This window comes from Arthrobacter sp. EpRS71 (assembly GCF_001512285.1).
Classification (GTDB): Bacteria; Actinomycetota; Actinomycetes; order Actinomycetales; family Micrococcaceae; genus Arthrobacter.
The window spans coordinates 336,158-358,308 of sequence record NZ_LNUV01000006.1; the positions used below are offsets into that span (position 1 = coordinate 336,158).

10 protein-coding genes, 2 tRNA genes, 1 pseudogene and 1 riboswitch are annotated in these 22,151 nt (G+C 62.3%); of the genes and pseudogenes, 4 read left to right on the plus strand and 9 right to left on the minus strand.

Translation table 11 applies throughout. The features are described 5' to 3' along the window. Positions 1-442 (minus strand): annotated as a pseudogene (gene manB, locus AR689_RS11785) (phosphomannomutase/phosphoglucomutase); the annotation flags it as partial. 123 nt (positions 443-565) lie between these two features. Here manB and AR689_RS11790 point away from each other — a divergent pair. Together AR689_RS11790 and AR689_RS11795 are read left to right on the plus strand one after the other, a co-directional pair. After that, positions 566-2,731 carry a RecQ family ATP-dependent DNA helicase gene (locus AR689_RS11790; RefSeq protein WP_062070366.1) on the plus strand — a complete coding sequence of 722 codons (2,166 nt, stop codon included), beginning with the start codon at positions 566-568 and terminating at the stop codon, positions 2,729-2,731. A 175-nt stretch (positions 2,732-2,906) separates the two neighbouring features. Next, on the plus strand, positions 2,907-4,337 hold the full coding sequence (locus tag AR689_RS11795) for an MFS transporter (RefSeq protein ID WP_062070368.1): 1,431 nt from the start codon (positions 2,907-2,909) through the stop codon (positions 4,335-4,337). A gap of 38 nt (positions 4,338-4,375) precedes the next feature. Here the strand turns inward: AR689_RS11795 and AR689_RS11800 are convergent. Beyond that, positions 4,376-4,463, minus strand: a tRNA-Ser gene (locus AR689_RS11800). Positions 4,464-4,639: 176 nt separating this feature from the next. Beyond that, a complete protein-coding gene (locus AR689_RS11805; RefSeq protein WP_062070370.1) occupies positions 4,640-6,865 on the minus strand; it encodes a prolyl oligopeptidase family serine peptidase in 2,226 nt (741 codons plus the stop codon). 60 nt (positions 6,866-6,925) lie between these two features. On the opposite strand from AR689_RS11805, the gene AR689_RS11810 reads away from it, so the two are divergent. Both AR689_RS11810 and cycA read left to right on the plus strand, forming a co-directional pair. Continuing rightward, positions 6,926-8,863 carry an FAD/NAD(P)-binding protein gene (locus AR689_RS11810; RefSeq protein ID WP_062070372.1) on the plus strand — a complete coding sequence of 646 codons (1,938 nt, stop codon included), beginning with the start codon at positions 6,926-6,928 and terminating at the stop codon, positions 8,861-8,863. 74 nt (positions 8,864-8,937) lie between these two features. Continuing rightward, positions 8,938-9,036, plus strand: a riboswitch (glycine riboswitch). Positions 9,037-9,187: 151 nt separating this feature from the next. After that, complete coding sequence (gene cycA, locus AR689_RS11815) at positions 9,188-10,654, plus strand: D-serine/D-alanine/glycine transporter (RefSeq protein WP_062070374.1); 1,467 nt, start codon at positions 9,188-9,190, stop codon at positions 10,652-10,654. Positions 10,655-10,736: 82 nt separating this feature from the next. On the opposite strand, the gene AR689_RS11820 is transcribed toward cycA, so the two are convergent. From AR689_RS11820 to AR689_RS11860, 6 genes are all read right to left on the minus strand, one after another. Next, a complete protein-coding gene (locus tag AR689_RS11820) occupies positions 10,737-15,269 on the minus strand; it encodes an ExeM/NucH family extracellular endonuclease (RefSeq protein ID WP_062070376.1) in 4,533 nt (1,510 codons plus the stop codon). Positions 15,270-15,507: 238 nt separating this feature from the next. Next, complete coding sequence (locus tag AR689_RS11825) at positions 15,508-16,293, minus strand: VOC family protein (protein WP_062070378.1); 786 nt, start codon at positions 16,291-16,293, stop codon at positions 15,508-15,510. 1,537 nt (positions 16,294-17,830) lie between these two features. Beyond that, the gene (locus AR689_RS11835) at positions 17,831-18,436 is read right to left on the minus strand and encodes a hypothetical protein (RefSeq protein ID WP_062070389.1); all 606 of its coding nucleotides are present in this window, start codon (positions 18,434-18,436) and stop codon (positions 17,831-17,833) included. Next, the gene (locus tag AR689_RS11840) at positions 18,426-20,375 is read right to left on the minus strand and encodes an alpha/beta hydrolase (protein WP_231745502.1); all 1,950 of its coding nucleotides are present in this window, start codon (positions 20,373-20,375) and stop codon (positions 18,426-18,428) included. The genes AR689_RS11835 and AR689_RS11840 overlap by 11 nt, the downstream gene beginning before the upstream one ends. Positions 20,376-21,271: 896 nt before the next feature. Further along, entirely contained in the window at positions 21,272-21,484 is a 213-nt protein-coding gene (locus tag AR689_RS11850; RefSeq protein WP_197412864.1) for a hypothetical protein, read from the minus strand. A 524-nt stretch (positions 21,485-22,008) separates the two neighbouring features. Further along, a tRNA-Ser gene (locus AR689_RS11860) sits at positions 22,009-22,096 on the minus strand. Positions 22,097-22,151 lie beyond the last annotated feature (55 nt).

Here is a 22,151-nt window from a genome sequence, read left to right on the forward strand (position 1 = left end):
TCATGCCCGTGTTCAGGTACTCCTCGGCGAGGGCCTGGATTTCCTTCAAGCCGCTCTCGGAGGAGATGGGCTGGGCGCCGGCCTTGGACATCTTGATCCCGTTGTAGGCGGCGGGGTTGTGACTGGCTGTGAACGTTGCGCCGGCAGCGTTCAGGGCCCCGCAGGCGTAGTAGAGCTCATCGGTTGAGATGAGGTCCAGCAACTGAACGTTCGCGCCACGTGTGGCTGCGCCGTTGGCAAACGCCTGGCTGAACTCAGGAGAGGAGGGACGCATATCGCCGCCAACCAGTACCGTCTCGCCCTCCAAGCCAAGGACGTCAATGAAGGCAGCACCAACAGCCTCGACGATTTCGGCCGTAATGGTTTCGCCCACGATGCCCCGGACGTCGTACGCCTTGAAGGAAGCCGAGAGGTCGAATGTCTTGTTCTGCTCGCTAGTCACGGGCTCAATCCTACTGTGGCAACCCAGCGCGGGTTGAACTGAACGCCGGACCTGTGGATAGCGGTTGTCCACATAGCCGGGCGGCGGGTTCTGGCTGTCAGGGTCGGCTGGAATACTGGGTTGATGGCCAACAACTCCCCAAACGCTGCCGTTTCCGTGCAATCACCTACCCATCAGCAGGCTCTGGCATGCCTTCGTGAGTTGGTGGGCCACGCCGAAGCGCAGTTCCATGAAGGACAGTACGAAGCCATCGAAGCGTTGGTGGACGCGAGCCGCCGGACCTTGGTGGTTCAGCGCACAGGTTGGGGAAAGTCAGCGGTTTACTTCGTGGCGTCATTGTTGCTGCGTAGGCGGGGCGCCGGGCCAACGCTCATTGTGTCGCCGTTGCTTGCCCTTATGCGTGATCAAGTTGCCGCTGCGGCCCGGGCGGGGGTGCGGGCGGTCGCCATCAACTCCGCCAACGCCCTGGAATGGGACACGGTCCTGGCCCAATTGGCCTCGGACGAGGTAGACGTCCTTCTGGTTTCCCCGGAACGGCTCACCAACCCCTCCTTCAGGGAGAACCAGCTCCCCGAGCTCATCCGTCGAACCGGGCTCCTGGTGATTGACGAGGCTCACTGTATTTCGGACTGGGGACACGATTTTCGCCCTGACTACCGCCGGATTGCGGACCTCATTGCCCAGTTGCCGGACTCTGTCCCTGTCCTGGCCACCACAGCCACCGCCAACTCCAGGGTGGTTCATGACATCGAGGAACAGCTGGGTGCGGGAGTGCTGACCATCCGTGGCGCGCTGGGCCGTGAGTCACTGCGACTCGGCGTTCTGACGCTGCCCGATTCCCGGGATCGGCTGGGGTGGCTTTTGACGCACCTCTCAGACATGCCCGGAAGTGGCATCATCTACACCCTCACAGTCTCGGCGGCGGAGGACACTGCGCGGCTTCTTTCGGAGGCCGGGCACAACGTCCTGTCCTACACGGGACGGACGGACCCCGCCGACCGGGAGCGGGCGGAACAACTCCTCAAGGACAACCAGGTGAAAGCCCTTGTGGCCACATCGGCACTGGGTATGGGCTTTGACAAACCGGACCTGGGATTCGTGATCCACCTGGGTGCTCCGTCGTCTCCGGTTGCCTATTACCAGCAGGTAGGCCGTGCAGGCCGTGGAGCAGCCAACGCAGACGTGCTGCTGCTGCCGGGCTCCGAAGACCGCGAAATCTGGCAGTATTTCGCCACAGCATCCATGCCCTCGGCTGAGAAGGCCGACGCGGTGCTGAGCGTGCTGGGGGAGGCAGGGGCAGCTCTTTCCACTGTCGCCTTGGAGGCCCGCGTAGACCTTCGCCGCACACCGTTGGAGCTGCTCCTCAAAGTTCTGGCGGTTGATGGAGCCGTGGAACGTGTTGGGGGCGGTTGGCGATCCACCGGCACACCGTGGACCTACGATGCCGAGCGCTATGAGCGCATCGCCGAGGCCCGCGTGGATGAGCAGGACTCCATGGTGATCTACCAGGACACGGCCGGTTGCCGCATGGAGTTCATCACCTCCGTCCTGGATGACGAAACAGCAGCCGCTTGTGGACGCTGCGACAACTGCGCCGGGCGATGGTTCCCTGTGGATGTAGCGGCTTCGGCGGCAGATGCCGCGGGACAAACTCTTCGCCGCGCGGGCATCGCCGTTGAGCCGCGCCTGCAGTGGCCCAGCGGAATGGACAGGCTCGGAGTGGCGGTCAAGGGAAAGATCAAGCCGGATGAGAGTGTCTCCGAAGGGCGGGTCCTTGCCAGGCTCACCGACCTGGGTTGGGGTGGTGCCCTGAGGGAGCTGTTCGCCGCAGGGGCTCCGGACCGCGCCGTGGATCCTGCCATGCTGCAGGCCTGCGTCCAAGTCCTGCGTGAGTGGTCGGGGGCCGAAGGAGGAACACCGTGGAGCGGCGTTGGACGTCCAGCAGCGGTGGTCAGCATCCCGTCCCGGAGCAAGCCCCAGTTGGTGGAGTCCTTGGCGCAGGGAATTGCCGGAATAGGACGGATGCCTTACCTGGGGCAGTTGCAACCGCACCACGGAGGGCCAACCGGTGCCCGTGGAGGCAACAGCGCCTACAGGCTGGCCGGCGTGTGGGACCGCCTCGTTGTTGGACCCGAGCTCGCTCAGGCGTTGGCGGGTACGGGAGGGCAGCCCGTGTTGCTGGTGGACGACATCATTGACAGCCGCTGGACCATGACCGTATCTGCGCGGGCGTTGCGCCAAGCTGGTGTGGGCGCCGTTCTCCCACTGGGGCTGGCTCAGGCAGGCTAGTACAGCTAAGGTCCAGGACGGCTGGGACCCAGGACGGACCTCACGGGCTGGCTGGACGGCGCACCCGCGGTAGATTTACGTCATGTTGTGATCGCTCCCACTCTGCGTCTATAGGATCGAGCAAACACGCCTGCTTCCCCGTCGCAGGCCACCAGCCAGAACTTGGACCGGAGCCATGAGCACAAACCCCAGCGCCGCCGTCGAAACTTCCGACGAAACCAGGTGGCGGCCGCGGCTGGCCCTCTTGGTTGCGGCAACGTTCTTCATGGAGTTCCTCGACGGGACGATCCTCACCACGGCCATTCCCAGCATCGCCTCCGATTTCAGCGTGGCTCCGGCGGATATCAACATCACCATGACCGCTTACTTGGTGACGGTGGCCATGGGCATCCCGTTGAGCAGTTGGCTTGCCGAGAGGTTCGGTGCCCGCAGGATCTTCTGCCTGGCGATATCGGTGTTCACCATCGCATCGTTGCTCTGTGCCATCAGTACGGACCTGACCATGCTGACACTGAGCCGAGTGGCCCAAGGGATGGGCGGAGCCATGATGGTTCCGGTAGGCACATTGGTGGTCCTGAGGGGCACCCCCAAATCAGAGCTCCTCCGTGCCACCGCGTATCTCGTTTGGCCCGGCCTCCTGGCACCGGTCCTGGCTCCGATGGTGGGCGGGGCGCTCACCACCTTCCTGTCGTGGCATTGGATCTTCATCATCAACGTCCCGCTGGGCCTTGCCGCCTTCATTGCTGCACTGCGGTTGGTGCCGCGAACAACTTTTGACGCCGAGCGTCGCTTGGACTGGTTCGGGCTCCTTCTCACCACAGTGGGCGTGGGTGCTCTGGTCGTTGGCTTGGAAACTTTGGGCGGCCACGCGTCCAATGTGCTAGCCGTGATGGTGGTTGTTGGAGGCCTGCTGTCTTTGGCCGGTGCCATGTGGTGGATGAGGAAGGCGCGCGTCCCACTGTTCAATCTCAGCGTCTTTGGCACCAGAACTTTCAGGGCGACCTCTACGGGCGGTTTCATCTACCGGCTGACCATCAGTTCGGTTCCTTTCCTGCTGCCCTTGATGTTCCAGGACGGATTTGGCTGGGATCCCCTGAAAGCCGGGGTAATGGTTGCGGCCGTGTTCGTGGGAAACATTGGCATCAAGCCAGCCACTACGCCCCTCATCAGGCGCTTTGGATTCAAACCGGTGCTCGTCTTTGCCTCGTTTGCCTCCGCAGTGACCTTCGCTTTGTGCGCCTTCCTGGACGCCCAAACACCCGAGCCGCTGATCTTCGCCCTGCTGCTGTTCAGCGGTGCCTTCCGTTCCATCGGATTCTCCGCGTACGCCTCGGTGCAATATGCGGACATCGTTCCGTTGCAGTTGCCCTCGGCCAACGCGATCTCGGCAACGCTGGTCCAGTTGGCGGCCGCGGCGGGCATCGCGGTGGGTGCTCTGTTCCTGCGCCTTTTCGAGACCACGCAGGTGTTCGGGGCGGACCAGGTGTCGGCTTACAAAGGGGCGTTCATTGCCATGGCGGTCCTGATGCTGATCAGCACAGTGGACAGCCTGACTCTCCACCGTCACGCCGGGGCCGAGGTCAGCGGCGGAGCCAAACGCAGTTAAACGCAAAAGGTCCCGGTTCGAAAACCGGGACCTGTTCGCGGAGACGGGGGGATTTGAACCCCCGGTGGAGTTGTGCCCCACACTTCATTAGCAGTGAAGCCCATTCGGCCGCTCTGGCACGTCTCCCTTTGCTATTGCTAGCCCACCAAGGATACGCAGAACGTGCCTTCCAGCGCAAAACGCCTCGGCCCAGCTGCCCATTTCGATGGTTCCCTGCCAGACATGCCGTGCGCGCGGCACTCTCAGCAGGGAACCATCGAAGCGGGCGCGGGCGCGGGAAGGGAAGGGCCCGGGCCGACGTGTCAGTTGCTCCCCGCCAGGGAACGCCAGAGGAAGTGGTTGCTCCTGGCCTGAAGCGCTGCCGCCTGCCTGTTATCCGATGCTCCCGCGTGTCCGCCTTCCAAGGCTTCATGGAACCAGACGTTCGGGATGCCCATGGCCTGCATGCGTGCTGCCATTTTGCGGGCTTGGACAGGGCCCACACGGTCGTCCGAGGTGGCAGTCCAAATGAAGGTCTCGGGGTATTCCACACCGTCGTGAAGCAGGTGGTACGGCGAGAAAGTGCGGATGAACTCCCATTGCACCGGCACATCGGGGTCACCATATTCGGCAATCCACGAGTAGCCTGCGGATAGCTTGGTGTAGCGGCGCATGTCCAGGAGCGGCACACCGCAGGACACGGCTCCGAACAATTCCGGGTACTGGGTCAGCATGTTGCCTACCAAGAGGCCGCCATTGGAACCTCCGACGCAACCGAGTCGACGTCGGCTGGTGACACCTCGCGAAATGAGGTCCTTTGCCACTGCGGCGAAGTCCTCGTAAGCGCGGTGCCGGTTTTCCTGGAGTGCCGCACGGTGCCAGGAGGGACCGTATTCGCCGCCTCCGCGGATGTTCGCAACCACGTAGACGCCGCCTCGTGAGTGTGCGGCAGCGCCGTCGTCGGACGCTGCTCCGGTGGTGCGCCGCTCAAGCCAAGCCCGCCCGATGGTTCCGCTGTAGGCGGGTGTCCGGGAAATTTCGAAGCCGCCGTAGCCGGACAGCTGGGTGGGGTTCTGGCCGTCCAACACCAGGTCCTTGGACGCCACCTGGAAGTAGGGAACTTTGGTGCCATCGGCGGACACGGCGAAGTGCTGCTGGACTTCGTAGTCGGATTCGTTGAAGAACGACGGCGACCGCTTCACCTCGGCATGCCGGCTCGCCACGCCGGAGCCCCCGGAAGTGGACGCAAGAAGCGTCCCCCGGGTCAACGTCGTCGGCGTGGTGAAGCCTGTGGCCACCAGCCAGAAGTCGTTGCCCTCGGCGCCGGTGTCCTCGTCGTCCACAGCATAGGCATTGACGTCGTGAAGGGGAGGGCAAGCGTCCAGGACAGTGGATGCCCACACCCCGTCGGAGTCAACAACAGACGGGTCGAGTACGCGGATTTCGGAGGATACATCCCGCAGGAGGTTCAGCAGGAGGTGGTCCTTGGTCCAGCTCCAGGACTGCAAGGACGTGTGGGCATCCGGCGTGAACAGGACCAGCAGTGAACGGGACCCTGCCAGATATGAGTCGAAATCTGCGGCCAGCAAGGAACCTGCAGGGTACACAACGCCGGCAATATCCCAGTCCTTCTGCGGACGGAACAATAACCATTCCCGGTGGGCGCTGATGTTCACATCAGTGGGAACATCGATGACCTGCCAGGAGTCGTCGCGCAGCAGCGAGGTACTCCGGTTGTAGAAGTCGATGTAGTCCACGGCGAAGGTCCGTTCATAGCCCGGGGTGGAGTCGTGGGCCACCATGGCCAGCATGTGGTCCTCCGGAATGTCGAAGAGCCGTTCAGCGTCAGCAAGGGACTGGCCGCGGCGAAGCTTGACGCCGGTCCGCGCATAGGAGGAGGTTGTGGCAGGCAAGCCGTCGGCGGTGCTGGAGACGAGCAAAGTATCGGCATCCAGCCAGCTCACGTTGCCCTTGGCTGTGGGCAGGTCGAAGCCGCCCTCCACGAAGGTGCGGGTTTCGACGTCGAACTCGCGGTGGCGGTCAGCGTCGCCGCCGTCGGGGGAGAGCGAGACCATGGCCAGGCGGTATGCGGAACCGTCGGCAGGGCGGAGGAAACCGGCCCCGTGGAACACCCACTCGGTGCCTTCGGAGGCGGCGAGGGCGTCGATATCAAGCAGGACATCCCACTCCGGTTCCTCGGAGAGGTAGCTTTCCCACGTGGTGCGGCGCCAGAGTCCTTTGGGGTGTTCCTGGTCTTTCCAGAAGTTGTAGTAGAAATCGCCGCGCTTGTTGACCATGGCGATCCGGTCCGTGGAGTCGAGGACCTCCAGGATGCCGGCTTCGACGGCCTGGTACTCGGTGTCTTCCAGCAGGTCTTCGGTGCGTGCATTCTGCTCGCGGACCCATGCCAGCTGCTCTTCGCCGTGGATATCCTCGAGCCAAACGTTTTCATCCGTGGGCTCAGGCGCGACGTCCGCTGCATGGCGCGGGCCGGAAGCCGTTACGTCATTCTGGGGAGGTGGCGTCTGATCAGCTTCTGTGGTGGTCATCGCCCCATCCAAGCAACACTGTTCAACAGTAAGCAAGTCACACAGAAGTTAGGCTGGAGCGTGGCTAAATCGCAAACCAACCGTGTTGCCCTGATTGGGGCCGGCCCCCGGGGCACCAGTGTCCTTGAGCGGTTGCTTGCGAATTGGGCTGCGGACAGCCAGCCAGGAAGCACACTTTGCGTCAATGTTGTGGATCCGTACCCGGCCGGTTCGGGCCACGTGTGGCAGCCGGAGCAGTCACGCCTGTTCCTGATGAACACCCAGTCGTTCTATCCCACCCTCATTCCTGAGGACCCCGAGCTCGCCCCTCCGCTCACGGGCGGTTCGTTCGATCAGTGGCGGGAGGCCCGTCGTTGTGATGGCGGGGGACTGAACGACGCCGAGAAAGCGGAGCTGGCCACGCTCGAATCGCATGACTTCCCCAGCCGTGCGCTGTATGGGCGCTACCTTCGCCAGACGTTGGATGGGCTGCTGAAACGGCTGCCCGACGGCGTCGAGGTCACCTTCCATCAGACACTTGCCGTTGCTGCGCGCCCGGTTGAAGACGGGTTCGACGTCGAACTCGCCAACGGCGCCACACTCACCGTCGGTTCCGTGGTCCTCGCGCTGGGCCACATCGAGTCCCGGCTTAATCCGGAGCAGCGGTCCTTCAAGAGCGCGGCGGAGGACCGGGGGCTGCTTTATTTCCCGCCTGCTCCGCCGGCAGACGTCGACTGGCAGGCTGTGCCGGACAATGAGCCCGTGCTGGTCCGCGGCATGGGTTTGAACTTCTTTGACGTCATGGGCCAGTTGACGGAAGGTCGCGGCGGCAAGTTCGTTGAGGCTGGTTCGCCGGGCGCGGGTGTCTTGGAGTATCGGGCCTCGGGAAGGGAGCCGAGGATCATTGCTGCCTCTCGAAGGGGCACCCCCTATCGGGCAAAGGCGGGGTTGGCAGGCTATTACCCCAGCAGCATCACCATGCGCTACCTGACAGAAGCCGCGGTGGACAGGTTCCGCGCGGCCGGTATCCAGCCCGGTTTCGATCATGACCTCTGGCCGCTGCTGCACCGCGATGCCCTGTGGGCTTATTACTCCACGCTTGCCCGGTCCCAGCCAGCCTCGATTAAGGACCCCGCGCAGTTCCTCGCAGACCTTGAAGATGCGCTCCAACCGCATGCGCACACCACTGCGAACTGGGAAATCGGGGTGGGAAACCTCGTTGAAAAGCACGTTGTCGCTTCCCGCCGCTTGAATCTGCGGGGGCTCGCGGCACCGCTCGCGGGCCGGACGTTCGCGTCCCGGCGCGAACTGGACTCCGTTATCACGGCCTACCTTGATGATGATGCCCGCCGGTCAGCGCTGGGCGAGGCGGATCCCGTCAAGATGGCCATCGGCGCTCTCCACACTGGACGGGCCATCCTCAAATCGGTAGTGGCGGATGGCGGCATCACCGATGAGTCCTGGCTGGCAGGGTTGCGCGGCTGGTTCGAGTCCTTTGTTGAAGGGTTGGCCAGCGGCGCGCCCGCCCTGCGGTCGGAGCAGCTGGCCGCGTTGGCGCGTGCCGGCGTCGTGAGTTTTGTGGGCCCGGACCCGAAGTTCAGCGTGGACCGGGGTGCCAAAGTGTTCCGGGCGGTTTCGCCGTGGGTGCACGACTCCCCGGTTGAGGCCCGGACCCTCATCGAGGCGATGTCTCCGGCCAACAGGGTGGGCATCAACCTTTCGCCCCTGCTGGAACAACTCATGGCGGATGGTCTGGTGCGCACCAAAATCATGATGAGTGTTGAAGGGACGCCCATGCAGACCACTGGGCTGGACGTTGAACCACACCCGTACCGGCCCCTGGCGGCCAACGGATCGGTCACCGAGGGACTGTACGTGCTGGGCCTTCAACTCTCGGCTTCACAGTGGGGGACAGCCATTGCTGCGGAAGCGAAGCCGCGCACCGGCCCGGCTTACGCGAGCGGACAGCGGACCCTGCGCGATGCGGACGAGATTGCCCGTAGCATTCTGGGCCGCTAACGGCGCCAGCTTGCGGGTACTTCCGCTCTTCGCTAGGGTGTGAGCTGCATCACCGAATAGATGGTGCGCGCTTTTGATCTGCGGCGGGAGAGTCCTGCCGGTACATCCCGTCAGGCGCCGTAGGAGCAAACCCTCCCCAGGAATCTCTCAGGCCCATGTACCGCCGCGGCGAGGCAACTCTGGAAAGCAGTCCGGTCACCGGGCTCACCGAAGGTGCAAGCGGTCCTGCCCTGCAGGGCCGCGGAAACTCTCAGGTCCACGTACAGAGCGGGGAGGAACCCGAATCAATGTGGCACCCTGTGCCGCCTGAACGATGGAGTTCCTTTGACGATTCAGCGCCCGCCTTCCACTGGTCCAGATTCACCCCACCTCGAGCGGCAACTCAGCAACCGCCACATCCAGCTCATCGCCATCGGCGGAGCCATTGGCACCGGCCTTTTCATGGGCTCCGGCAAGACCATTTCCGCTGCCGGCCCGTCCGTCATTTTCGTGTACATGATCATCGGCTTCATGCTGTTCTTCGTCATGCGGGCCATGGGCGAACTGCTGCTCAGCAACCTCAACTACAAATCATTCAGCGACTTCGCCGCGGACCTCCTGGGACCGTGGGCCGGCTTCTTCACCGGCTGGACCTACTGGTTCTGCTGGGTCATCACAGGGATCGCGGACGTGATCGCCATCGCCGGGTACTCCCAGGAACTCTGGCCGGCACTGCCCCTCTGGGTGCCGGGACTGATCACCATCGGCATCCTCCTGCTCCTGAACCTCGCCACAGTGAAGGCCTTCGGTGAGACAGAGTTCTGGTTCGCCCTCATCAAGATCGTGGCCATCGCTGCCCTCATTATTGTTGGCCTGTTCATGATCTTCAGCGGCTTCCAGTCCGACGCCGGACCGGCCACCTTCTCCAACCTGTGGAGCCATGGCGGATTCTTCCCCAACGAATTCATGGGCTTTGTGGCCGGCTTCCAAATCGCCGTCTTCGCATTCGTGGGCATCGAACTGGTGGGCACCACAGCAGCCGAGGCCAAGGACCCCGAGAAGAACCTGCCCAAGGCCATCAACTCGATCCCCATCCGTGTGCTGCTCTTCTACGTCGGCGCCCTGATCATCCTCATGTCCGTCACCCCGTGGACCCAGTTCACTGCCGGACACAGCCCTTTCATTGCCATGTTCTCCCTGGCAGGCCTCGGCGCAGCGGCCACCATCGTCAACCTTGTGGTGCTGACCTCCGCAATGTCCTCCGCCAACTCGGGCATCTACTCCACGTCCCGCATGGTGTTCGGTCTGGCTCAGGAGGGCGACGCGCCCAAGGTGTTCGGCGCACTCTCCGGACGCAAAGTACCCCGCAACGCCCTGTTCCTGTCCTGCATCCTGTTGCTGTCCGGCGTCGTCCTCATGTACGCGGGCTCGGACATCGGCAAGGCGTTCGACATGGTGACCACCGTGTCCGCTGTTTGCTTTGTTTTCGTGTGGTCCATCATCCTGGCCAGCTACCTTGCCTTCCGGAAGCGTCGTCCGCACCTGCACGAGTCCTCGGCGTTTAAGATGCCCGGTGGAGTGGTGATGGTGTGGGTGGTTTTCGCCTTCTTTGCCTTCGTTTTGTGGGCACTGACCACCCAGCCGGACACTCTCATAGCACTGCTGGCCACTCCCGTGTGGTTCGTTATCCTGGGGGTCGCCTGGCTGATTCTCCGCCGCCGCCCCGCGCACTTGGCCCGCTACGAGGAGTTCAAAGCTGAGCTCCAGCGGGACGCGGACAGGGTCGGGGAGCCGGAACCCGCGAACACGTAATCCGCGCCTGATCGACAAGAAGCAGGGCCCCTCACGAAGGAGATCGTGAGGGGCCCTGCCCTGTTGTGTCACTGGGAGGTGGTTAGCCTCTCAAGCACCTCTGGTACTCCAGCCACGCAAACGCGTACCGGAGCCATCCCACGACGTCGTACCACTTGGACGGCTTGGTAGGTGCGGTGCACTGCGGCGGGTTCGGACCGCTCTCAGCCACGTTCACCAGGGCCTTCACCACGGTTCCACTTTCGACGGCGGTGAGCACCAGTGTGCCCGTGCCTGCAGCTGCCGCTGCGGGCACTTTGAGGTTCACCGTGGCCGCACCAGCTGTGACCGGGACGGGGCCCAGAGCGACAGCAGCGCCCTTGGAATCAACGAACACAGCGTTCAGCGTTGCGTTGGCCGGGCTGCCGATGGAGGTGAGGTTCAGTTTGGAGACAGCCAAAGCGATGGGGTCACCGGCCTTCACCTCAGCGGCAGTGGTGTTGGCCACGGCAACGGAACGGCGTGCGAAGTCCGGGGACACGGGATTGTGTGCCTGCAGGTACTTGATCCACGCATCGCGGTCCACCAGGCCTGTGTCCTTGGTGTTGCTCCCTTCCTTGAAAATCCGGAAGTTGTCGCCTCCGGTAGCCAGGAAGCTGAAGGTGCCGATCCTGTACTGCTTGGCAGGATCAATCACGGCTCCGTTCACCCAGATGCCGGTGATGCGGTCCCCGGCGGGGCGAGCGGCGTCGTAGGTGTAGTTGACGTTCTTGGACACGCCCAGCTGCTGGTAAGGGCGGCTGGGGATGGTGCCGTCAGCGTTGGTCTGCCACTGCTGTTCCAAGAGAGTCTTGAACTGTGCGCCCGTCAGGGACGTGGTCCAGAGGTTGTTCACGAACGGCAGGACCGCGTTGGCCTCGGCGTAGGTGATGGTGCCGTCCGGGGCGTAGTAGAGCTCGTTGCGCAAGCCGCCGGGGTTGACGACGCCGATCTCCGCCGCCCCCAGTTCCGGCGCCTTGAGCGTGTCCACCAGAGAGTCCGCCACCAGGTTGCCCAGCGTGGACTCACTCGCGCGGTCGTCCCGCTTGGGGGCGCCGCCGGCCGGATCCGGGGTAAAGGCGGTGGTGATATCAGCTGTCACTGCACCCACTGGCTGGTTGCCGATCTCTGCGGCTTGGGCGAGGGCCTTGTCCACGATCGTCTTCACTGCTGCCACCCGCGGGTAGGCAGCAACGAGGCTTTCAGCGGTATCTGTGGTCCGGTCCACCACGGCGGCCTTGTAGGCAGTCACCGACTTGCTTGCAGTGTCCACTGTGAGGGTCACGCTGCCCACGTTCTCACCGTAGTTGCCGGTCTGGACGATGGGCCGGGTCTTCCCAGTGGGCTGGCCGTTGGCGTCCAGGATCGGGGCGTCCCAGGCGTACTCCTTATGGGTGTGCCCCGTGAAGATCGCGGCGACGTCAGGCGTGGTCTCATTGACGAGCTTTGCGAACGGACCACCGGCAGCAACTTCCTGCTCCAGGGTGGCGCCCTCGGGCGTGCCGGATGCGGCGCCGTCGTGGTTTTCCACGATGATCAGGTCGGCCAGGTTTTCGGCCTTGATCTTCCCAGCTACCCGGTTGATGGCCTCCACGGGATCGCCGAACTCCAGGTCCGCGATTCCGGCCGGCGTCACCAACGACGGAACTTCCTGGGTGACGGTACCGATCACGGCTACACGCATGCCGTTCATGTCCAGGACCTTGTACTCCGGCAGGACCGGTGTGGTGGTGCCCTTCTGGTAAACGTTGGCGCCCAGGTAGGCGAACTTCGCGTTGCTCCCGCCGGCAATAACGCGATCCCGCAGGTCCGCCCAGCCGCCGTCGAACTCGTGGTTGCCTACGGCGGAGGCCTGCAGGTCAAGGGCATTCAGGACATCGATGGTGGGCTGGTCCTTCGCTACGGAGGAAGCGAAGAGGGAAGCGCCGATGTTGTCACCGGCGGAAATGAAGGCCGTAGCACCGGGGGCAGCTGCCGCCCGGAGCTTCTCGACTGTTCCGGCGAAGAGGACTGTGTTGGAGTCGATCCGGCCGTGGAAGTCGTTGATACCCAGGAACTGCAGGTCAACAGTTGCCGGTTCGTCGGCAGTCAGGTTCAGGCCCACCACCACGGGGTCGTGGTCGCTGGCCCGGAACTCGTCACCGGCATAGTAGTTGGTCACATTGTTGTTATACCTGCTGTACTCCAGCGCCACGGACTCTACGGAGTTGATGTTCCAGATGTCAGTTCCGGTGACCACTTTGTGGGCGGCCGGGGACGCGAGGATGTGGTCCAGGGAGCCGACCATGCCACCGAACAGGTAGGAGTGCTTGCCGGTACCCACTTCCAGGTCCGTGTAACCGGCACCTGTCAGGACGTTGATGGGATCTTCTTTGGAGTAGGCGTTGAAGTCACCGATCAGGAAGACCTTGTCTGTCCCTTTCGAGGCCTGAAGTTCCTGGGAGAAGGCCAGCAGCGATTCGGCCTGCTTGGTGCGGGCAATGTTCGAGGCGCCTTGGCCCTTGTCCGTGTCGTCCGGTGTTGCTGCTGAGCCTTTGGACTTGAAGTGGTTCACGATCGCGATGAACTTCTTGTCATCGTCTCCGCCCACCGGCTTGAAAACCTGGGCCAGGGGCTTGCGGGCACTTGCGAAAGCCACGGTGTCATTGTGAATGATGGACTCGCCCACGGGCTCGGCCACAGCCTTCTTGTAGATGAACGCGGTACGGATCATGTCTTCATCGCTCAGCGGGGGAGCGTTGGCGGGTGTGCGCACGTAGTCCCACACGCCCGGCGTCTTGACGTTGAGGGCGTCCACCAGTTTGGACAGGGCGTCGTCGCGGTTCTTGCCGAACTGCGCCGAGTTCTCAATCTCTTCAAGGGATACGACGTCGGCGCCGGACTTGGTGATGGCGGCGACGATCTTGTTTTGCTGGCGTTCGAAGTTCTCTGCATTGGCGGCACCGCGGGCGTTGCAGCCCTCCTTGACCGTGATCGGGTTGCCGTCGCGGTCGGTGTAGAAGACACAGCCGTACAGTTGGTCACCGGTGGTGGGGAAATAGTTCAAAACGTTGAAGGAAGCCAGTTTGAGGTTGCCTCCAACATCCGCGGGACCGTCCGGCCGGGTGGTGGCGAAGCTTGCAGGCTGGACGGAGTCAGCGTTGGCCGCAGTCAGCGCGGTGAGGGGCTGGAACTTCCAGGAGTTGTTGCCGTAGCCCAAAATCACGTCGGTCCGGAACTTAGCCGGCGAGCCCACCCGGACGGGGTCTGACGTTGTCAGATAGGGCAATGGCTGGGCTTTGGTGGTGGCGTCCTTGAGGAAGTTGGTGGACGCGCCGTCGTCGAGCTTGATGCCGCGCAGGGCGTTGTCCGCCACTACAGCCGCGTACTCGGGTGAGCCATAGGTGGCTACCGCCGTCGGCTGTACCAGCGGTGATGTCCCGGCCGCGAGGCCGATCTCGCCGTACTGGTTCAGGGAGTAGTTGTCCGTCACCGTGAAGTCACCCTGCGGAGCCAGGAGCATGCCCTCCAGGCTTTCCCGCGCGGCCTCGTTGGCAGGCAAGGTGAACGGAGTGGACTTGACCTCCGGTGCCGCCTCGGTGAGTTTCTTCAATCCTGCAGCTTCAACGGTGAGCTGGGTCTGGTTGGCGAATTCGCTGACCACACCGGTGAGTTGGAGGTAGTCGCCGGGTTGGACCGTGGCCGTCGTCGAGGGTGAATAGACGAACAAAGCGTCCGACGCCGTCCTGGCCGCCCCCGCGCTTTCACCTCCGGTTCCGGGGGTCTGGACGAAGTAGCCGTTGAAACCGCCGGTTGCGTAGACGGCCGTAACCTTGCCGCTGGTGGTCACGGTACTGCCAACGAACGGACTGGCTGGGCCGGTGCCCTGAATCTCGGCAATGGCTTTGACTCCCGGTTCCGGTTGGGGATCAACCGGTGGAGTCCCGCCGCCGGTGGAGGCCGTGGGAGTGATGGTGGCGTTCAGGCTGAAATCAGCGGCGTTGGAGTCGGTGTCCACACCGTTGGTGCGGTTCAGGCTCTTGACGTCCGCGTTGGTGGTGGGTGCGGTGGCTGCCGCGGTCTCAAAGGTATTGGACGTCCCATAGCCGAGGAGGTCGGCGATGGCGGCGTTGCCCGTCACCGAACCCGCCGGAAGGGGTGAGACTGCGCCTGGCTGCTTGGCGAGGATCAGGGTTCCGGCTGATCCTCCGGGGTTCAACGTGCCGGTTGCCTGAACATCAGCAGCGGGCAATTCCGGCGCCGTGGACGTACCGCTGTTGGTGGCGCCCTTGACGAGGAAGTACCCCTTCGGAGGAATGCTGCCGGCCAGGGGAGTGATCCCTGTGGGCGCAGCTGTGCCTGTGGCGGACCGGTACTGCAGTGACCAGCCCGCCAGGCTGACCGGTGCGTCCGAGGAGTTGTAGAGCTCCACGAACTTGTTTTTGAAGGCGGCTCCGCTGCTCCCGCCGCTGAGATAGGCCTCGTTGATCACCACCGGCGAGGTATCGGCTGCGGCAGGATCGTCCGCGGCCAATGCCGGGACGGCTGTCAGCGGGGCTGCGAGCAACCCCACGGACAGGACAGTTCCCGCAAGTAATTTCCAATGTTGTTGATGCATCCGCTCTAACTTTCATGAGGGAGCCCTGTAGGGCCCTGTGGACGACGTCCGCTGTCTTGTGAAGAGAACGCTCCGGAAGTTACTCCGGGGTAAAGCTGCCTCGGACCTAGCTGAACACGAACGGATGAATAGGAGGTGGACCGGGAGTAGCCAGCGGGTTTGCCTCAATCCGGCGGTCCACCGGACGCGCCCCCCTCGGAGTTGAGGGGCGCGCCGTACTGGTAAATCTGGAGTGGACTCAGGCCGCCTGGCCCAGTTCCTGGATGACCCTGAAGACCGCCCCCGTGGGATCTGCCAGCGTGGCCAGCCGTCCGAACGGGGTGTCTTCAGCGGGCTGCGTGACCGTGGCACCAAGGGCCGTGGCTTTTTCAACGCTGGCGTCTGTGTCTTCCACCGCGAAGTAGACGCTCCACATGGAGGGGACCTGTTCAGGCAGGAAGCCGGAAGCATCCATGATGCCTGCCTTGGACTGATCTCCGGCACCCAACGTGATGTAACGGAAATCCGGGGTGTCACTCATAACGGAGGTCTCCCACCCGAAGACCCGCTGGTAAAAGGTGACAGCTGCCTCGTAGTCCTTGGCAAGAAGTTCATGCCAAGCCGGAGCTCCTGCTTCCGCCGCTAGTTCGAATCCTGTCATTTCGCCGAACTGCCACGCACCAATGGCAGCGCCTGAGGCATCTGCGTACATGGCCATGCTGCCTTGCTCCGGGACCTCCATGGGTGCCAGGAGCACTTGGCCGCCGTTGGCCGCTGCCGCTTCGGTGGTTGCTGCGATGTCGTCCGTGCGCAGGTACGTGGACCAGAGGTCAGGCATGGCGCCCATATCCGCCTGCTTCTCCATGATGCCTGCAACCATCTTGCCGTTCTTGGACGCCGTGATGTAGCCGCCATACTTTTCCTGGTCCCCGGTTTCATAGGTCCAACCGAACAGGGCGGTGTAGAAAGCCTTGGCTTTTTCCGTATCGGAGGTCATGAGGTCTATCCAGCAAGGGGCACCGGGAGTGATGTCAGGCTTAGGCATAGGTGAGGCTCCTGTTATTGTTCCGCGGCCAAAACCGCGGCGGATGTCTGCGGTGTGGAGACAAAAAGAACACTATGCGGGGCCTCTGACAGTTTCAATGATCTTCCGGTTGCCAGTTCTCACTTCCGCGCTCCAACCCTTGCCGCAGACACAGAAATGCCCCGGGTCCTGGAACCCGGGGCATTCTCTCTGCGGAAGGTAAGGGATTTGAACCCTTGGTACGGGGTTACCGCGAACTGGTTTTCAAGTTTTTTCGGATAAGTCCTGCCTTAGTTCGTTGCAGTCTGAAACGGCTGATTTCATCGGAATCTAGCGGCCTCGACCGGGACACACTTCTCAGCTGTATGGGCAGGCATAACGGCATTGGAACGATACGACGGCGACCCGAAACTCAGCACTATCGTCGGTTACGCGATGGCTGTTGGAGCGAAAGTTACAATCGATGCTGCGGATGGACTTCGATGGGCTGAACAAGAGCGTCGGCGTTCGGCTTGGTCTGGGCTCCGCGTCGAAGAACCTCAGAAAGCAAAAGCCAGCAGACCGATCGAGATGCTCCCGACGCCATGAGCTTGGGCGCGATGCAGTGACGACGAGTAAAGCTCCTAAACTGGCCAGCATATTCTCCGGCGGCCTTAGCATCATGCAGGTAAGCAGTGAGTTCCGCCCAGGCGCGGAAGTTCACGTTTCTTGGCCTATCCGACTGCTTGAGATCGTGGCCGGCAAGTACCTTGCCGCCGGCCAGTTACGGGTGGAGGGTAAGAACGCACGCGGATGTGTCGATGTAACCGCCAACGTCACCCTTTCAAATGATCTCGTTGACGGGGGTGGCAGCGCCATAAAGAGGGCCTTCCCCGATTCAGCACTGAACCAAGTCTCTACGACATGGCAGCTGCAGCTCTCCGCACGGTTCTCGGCCTGACATCTGCCGATTTACGTGTATCCCCAGAGACCCTAGAAACCGCCAACGTCACCCTGTCGCACGACGAACTCCAAGAGGTTCGCAAGAAATCCGAAGATGCGTGACGGCCCTTCCTTGCTCGCGGGCGCCTGCAGCACTCAGCTGTAGGACCGGCGCCAGTCACTTCCGCTTCTTCAACTCCTGCGCCATCTCGTAGTAGGACTTGAGGCGCGGAACTGGCGTGGAGAACCCCAGACGCCTTGCTGATAATTGAGCTGAGCCGGGCAGTCTGCACGCAGAGCGTGGATCTCGTCCCAGTCTTGACCTGTGATGCGCCGGCCACCCTCTGATGCTGGCCGGCGGCATGAGCATCTACGAGCTCTCCGGACGGCTTGGCCCCGAGGTGCCCAAACGACGATTGACCGATACTCTCACCTTGTCCCGGACTACCAAATACGGGACGGCCGGGGATAACGCAAAATGACCCCACCCTTCGTGGGTGGTGGTGCCATTTCGGTTCCCTATGTGTAGCGCGCTTGCACTCAGGGAAAGCGCGCTATTCATCGCGTGGCCCGGCCAGGGTTCATTGGCCCTGCTGGTGTGATAGGACCGAACGAGGATGAGGGTCACTTCAGCGGGTTACTTTGGAGTCGGAGAAGAGCTGGGCTTGGGAGGCAGCCCGTAATTCTCTGGGTACAGCTCCTTGTAGATTGCGGTTTCGTCTCCCGCGACGCAGGCGCTGTTCATTTCGAGGCTGGAGCCTTTGGTGTTGGCGGTGAAGGACAGGAGATGTCCGCCGTTCTCGTTGGCGTAGAGGCGGATGAGGCCTGGGTCTCGGGGGTTGGTTTCGGTTCGCGTGGTGAAGCCCTTTGATTCCCAGAACGTTTTGACGACGTTTACTGACGACTCCAGGTCGAGGGTCTCCATAGTCTGGCTCATATCGCTGTAGTTCACGCCGTCTCGCCCGTCGGGTGTTCTGCAGTCGATGTTTCGAAGGTTTTTGTCGGCCCATTTCTGGGGTCCGATGGCTTGCTGGGTTTCTGTTTTGAAGGCGCGCAGGTCCGCGAGGGCTTGTTTGAGTTCTTCGACCTGGGCTTTGACGGTTGCTGGATCGCTGGGATTGTTTGAGCCGATCATGGGGTTCTCCGTGGTAGCGGGCGTGCACGCGCTCAGTGCTATGGCCGCGAAGACCAATGCAGCGAGGATGCGGGCGGCATTGTGTCTGGTCTGGGGTTCATGGGGCATATGGTTCACTTTCCCTGAGTTGTTCAACAGCCTGCAACTCCAAGGGGAGAGACGACTGAGGCCGCGTGCCTGGCAGGATACGATCTCCTTTGCCGGTGGTTGTGAGGGCAGCTTCATACAGGGCGGTGGTGTCCTGGTCAAGGTACCCGTAGCCACCCTTGCCTGGTCCGTGTACCAGCGTGTTGTGTTCGGTGGTGCCGTGATATTCGATCCCGTCGATGGTGGCCGCCTCTGATGAGAAGACTTTGGCGCCAAAGTATTCCCCGCGAGGATCTTGGCGTTGGAAGCGACCCATTTTCGCAAGTCCATCGCCTGCGGCTTCTGTGATGTAGACCCGCCCTACAGGGATGTGGAGCTCTCCAGCGCTCCGGATCTCTTTCTCTATTCCGGCGGAGCCGAGCATCGTGAAGGAAGCAACGTTCAATGCCGCGGCGGCAAGGGCGTCGGACGTCACGGTGGTGCCGTAGGAATGGGCCAGTACGTTCAAGGTCTCCGGGGTCCTGTTGCCCAAACCCTCTCTGACGGCGTTGAACCCCTGGAGGTCCGTGACGAACCGGCCGGCGCCGGCCCGGGCGGCGTCGCCGCTGTTCACGGTCGGAACAGTGGGCGGTTCGTAGTTGATCCACGCCACCACCGCAAACGACTTACCCGGCTCGTTCTGGCTTTGCCGCAATTGGAGGTTCGCTGCGTTTTTCGCCCAGTCGTTGAAGCCGCTTTGGGGTGTGATGTCCATGCCGGACACGGCGTAGGTAACGTTCTGCGCCGTATCAGGGTTGCCAGCAGAGACCTGTGCTTTCGGTGAGCCGTGGGTGAGGTCAAAACCGAGCAAGACGGCAGCACCCGACACTCCGGCCCTTGCGAGGGCATCACCGATACCATCCAGTGCTTTCTGCTGCGTTTGCAGCCGTGTCCACGCCGGGTTGGTCACGGACAGGCCTTGGCTGGTGGGCAGGAATGGAGGCGTCCGGGCGAGTTCGGCGGTGATGCGCTCCTGCTCTGTGGCGAGGCGTAGCACGTTGGCTTCATTCCGGGCGGTCGTGGTGATGCCGTTCAGGTTCCCAATGACTCCCGGGAGGGCTTCGATCAGGAGCAACTGAGCCGCGCCGGGTTCAATTACCCCGTCGACGATTGTGTGGCCGAGGCCGGCCCACCACTTGGCTATCACCACAGGATCCAGCCCCGGTTGCTCAAGAAGCCCCTGAAGGCGATCCTTGTTCGCAGGGACTGCCAGCCAGGCCTTCAGCTGTGCGGCATTCAAGGCCCCAACGTCGCTCAAGCCGACTTGCCCGGGTGGTGCGTACAGTATGAGGGCGCTGTTCAGCACACCGTCAGCCAAGGAGCCGCCGCCGGCTGTTTCGAATGCCGTGGCGATCTGCTCAAGCCACGCCGCGTCAGCGACGTTCTCAGCCAGCAGCTGCTCGAAGCCAGTCACAAACGACTCCGCCTCGACGTTCACCCAGGAACACGCTGAGGTGAATCCGCTCCACGCGTTTCGGATTCTTCCCAACTCCGCGTCCAGGATGTTCGCTGCGGCGCGGGACTGGGACACGAACCCGCGCAGCTTTCCAGGATCAGACGAGCTTGTTCCGCCTCCCGATCCACCGGCAAACCGGGGCCGGTCGCGTGTGGAAAACTCCGCCGAAATCGTTGGCGGCGCAACCCGCGTTTCCTCGGGTTTTGGATCATTTACTGTGCTCAGCAGGGCCGCCGACTGGCGGGCCGGGTCGAGGGACGCCAGTTCCTGTTCACGAACATCGGCGCGTTGCCTCCAGGCGGTGAGTTTCTTTAGCCTGGACTTCTCCTCCCGTGCTTTGAGCTTCGCTTGCCGGACGTCCTCCGCCAACATCGCGAGAACACCGGCAAGCCTGGCCCGGTCGTCAGCCCTGATGGCACAAGCCTGGGTAAATAGCTGCGCGTATCCGCCTTTGAAGTCCTCCACGGCATGATCCATGGTCCCGTCCAGGAACCCACCCTCACCACGCAGAACCTGATCCGCTGAATCAGCAGCACTGATCAAAGCGTCCGCAGCGCCATCATCAAAGACAATCCCGACGGCCGCGCCGTGCTCAAAGGTAGAAGTGATGCCCGTCCCCCACAAAAGCGAACAATTAATCCAATGAATAGCATAACCCGTGGAAGTGTGCCAACGGACTCCACAACTGCAGGACTTTAGGATGGTCTAATGCCCGATGAAATCAATTAGCGCCGGTTCCTGACGATTGAGCAGGTGGCGGCAGAAATGGCAAGTGAGATTCAGATCCGTGCCATGCACAAAGCTGGCCAGCTCAAGGGCACCAGGTCGGGGGCCGTAATGTATGGCGCTTCGGACGCCAGGACCTCGAACACTTCATCCAGGACGCCTACCGACAAGTCGGAGAACGAACCGCCGCTGGCAATCTCGATGAGGATGCCCGGTAAGCAGATTCTGGAACAGTGGGACGTTGGCAAAACTGAGCTTCGATTTGGAGCGCGGCATTCCTCGACCAAGCACTCTTTGGTTGCCAGACGGACCTGATTCCTGGGCTGGGAGTGCTCGCGGGCTTGGTCGGCTCGAAGCGTCTGGTGGGGACAGTATCCGACTGTCCTGCTAACTGGGGTTTATCCTTGATTCATCCCGAGCCGTGGTACCCGAGTGAAGGACGTGGGAAGCATGAGAAAGCCGATTCTTGGGAACCAAGGCGACAGCGGCACCACTACTCTGGTACTCATCAGCGAACACTAGCAATAACCTCCAGCCAATGGACCGATCCCCAGAACAGACCACGGTATGCGTCGACGAAGGCGGCTCTAGCCTTTGATTCAGCGCCCGGGCGAGGTTGCCGGTCTTCGACTCAATCAGCGTCGTCTTCGGGTCGCTGCCCACGACGAGGGCGACGTTGCGTTCTCCACTGTCTTCACCTCGACGTGCAGGCCGTCACGGTAGGCGACTTCGTTCACGGGCGCCGAAGTCTGGGCTGCCGCAAGGACCTTTTCAGCGACTTCCTTGCACATCTGGGTCACTCCGGCTGATTTGCCGATTTCCTCAAAGAACTTGTCGTTGAACTCCATCAGCCCACCACCTTCTCGATGCGGAACTCCGCACCTGGACGCCATCCGGTGAAGGCGTTTTATCCAGTCAGCGTTTTGGCCTGTCACGTCCCATAGACCAGAGCTTTTTCGGACTTCGCGATGGACTCGATGCGGTTCTTCAGCTCTAGCGCCTCGGCGCCTTTCGATTAGATGTCCGAGGCTTCCTGGGTGCGTCCCGGCCGGTCAGGAGGGTGCGCTTACATGACCTGCGGCACGGCACTGCATCGTTGACGATCGCGGCTGGTGCCGATATCGCCATTGTGTCGAAGGTGCTACGTCACTCCACGATCAAGCTGACTGTAGATTCCTACGGCCATTTACTCCTGGGCGTGGGGGAAGAAGCGGCGGACAAGCGTGCCGCGCTCATCCCGTGCAACTCTTGGAGGAAAACCAGCGGCCACGGATCGGCCACAAACTGACCTGAAGATACGCAAAAGGCCGGCCAAATCAATCCCGCGGATTGACTCAACCGGCCTCAGACCCGCATAAATGCTCGGTCTACGCGGAAGGTAAGGGATTTGAACCCTTGGTACGGGGTTACCGCACACTGGTTTTCAAGACCAGCTCCTTAGGCCGCTCGGACAACCTTCCTCGCCTAGTAGTGTTTCATAGGGAGTTGGCTGTTCCAAAACATCACGTCTTCCAG

Bases quoted from the DNA above. Each gene is read 5' to 3' on its own strand.
- AR689_RS11790 (WP_062070366.1), top strand. From the start codon at position 566: ATGGCCAACAACTCCCCAAACGCTGCCGTTTCCGTGCAATCACCTACC.
- AR689_RS11795 (WP_062070368.1), top strand. From the start codon at position 2,907: ATGAGCACAAACCCCAGCGCCGCCGTCGAAACTTCCGACGAAACCAGG.
- AR689_RS11805 (WP_062070370.1), bottom strand. From the start codon at position 6,865: ATGACCACCACAGAAGCTGATCAGACGCCACCTCCCCAGAATGACGTA.
- AR689_RS11820 (WP_062070376.1), bottom strand. From the start codon at position 15,269: ATGCATCAACAACATTGGAAATTACTTGCGGGAACTGTCCTGTCCGTG.
- AR689_RS11825 (WP_062070378.1), bottom strand. From the start codon at position 16,293: ATGCCTAAGCCTGACATCACTCCCGGTGCCCCTTGCTGGATAGACCTC.
- AR689_RS11835 (WP_062070389.1), bottom strand. From the start codon at position 18,436: ATGCCCCATGAACCCCAGACCAGACACAATGCCGCCCGCATCCTCGCT.
- AR689_RS11850 (WP_197412864.1), bottom strand. From the start codon at position 21,484: ATGGAGTTCAACGACAAGTTCTTTGAGGAAATCGGCAAATCAGCCGGA.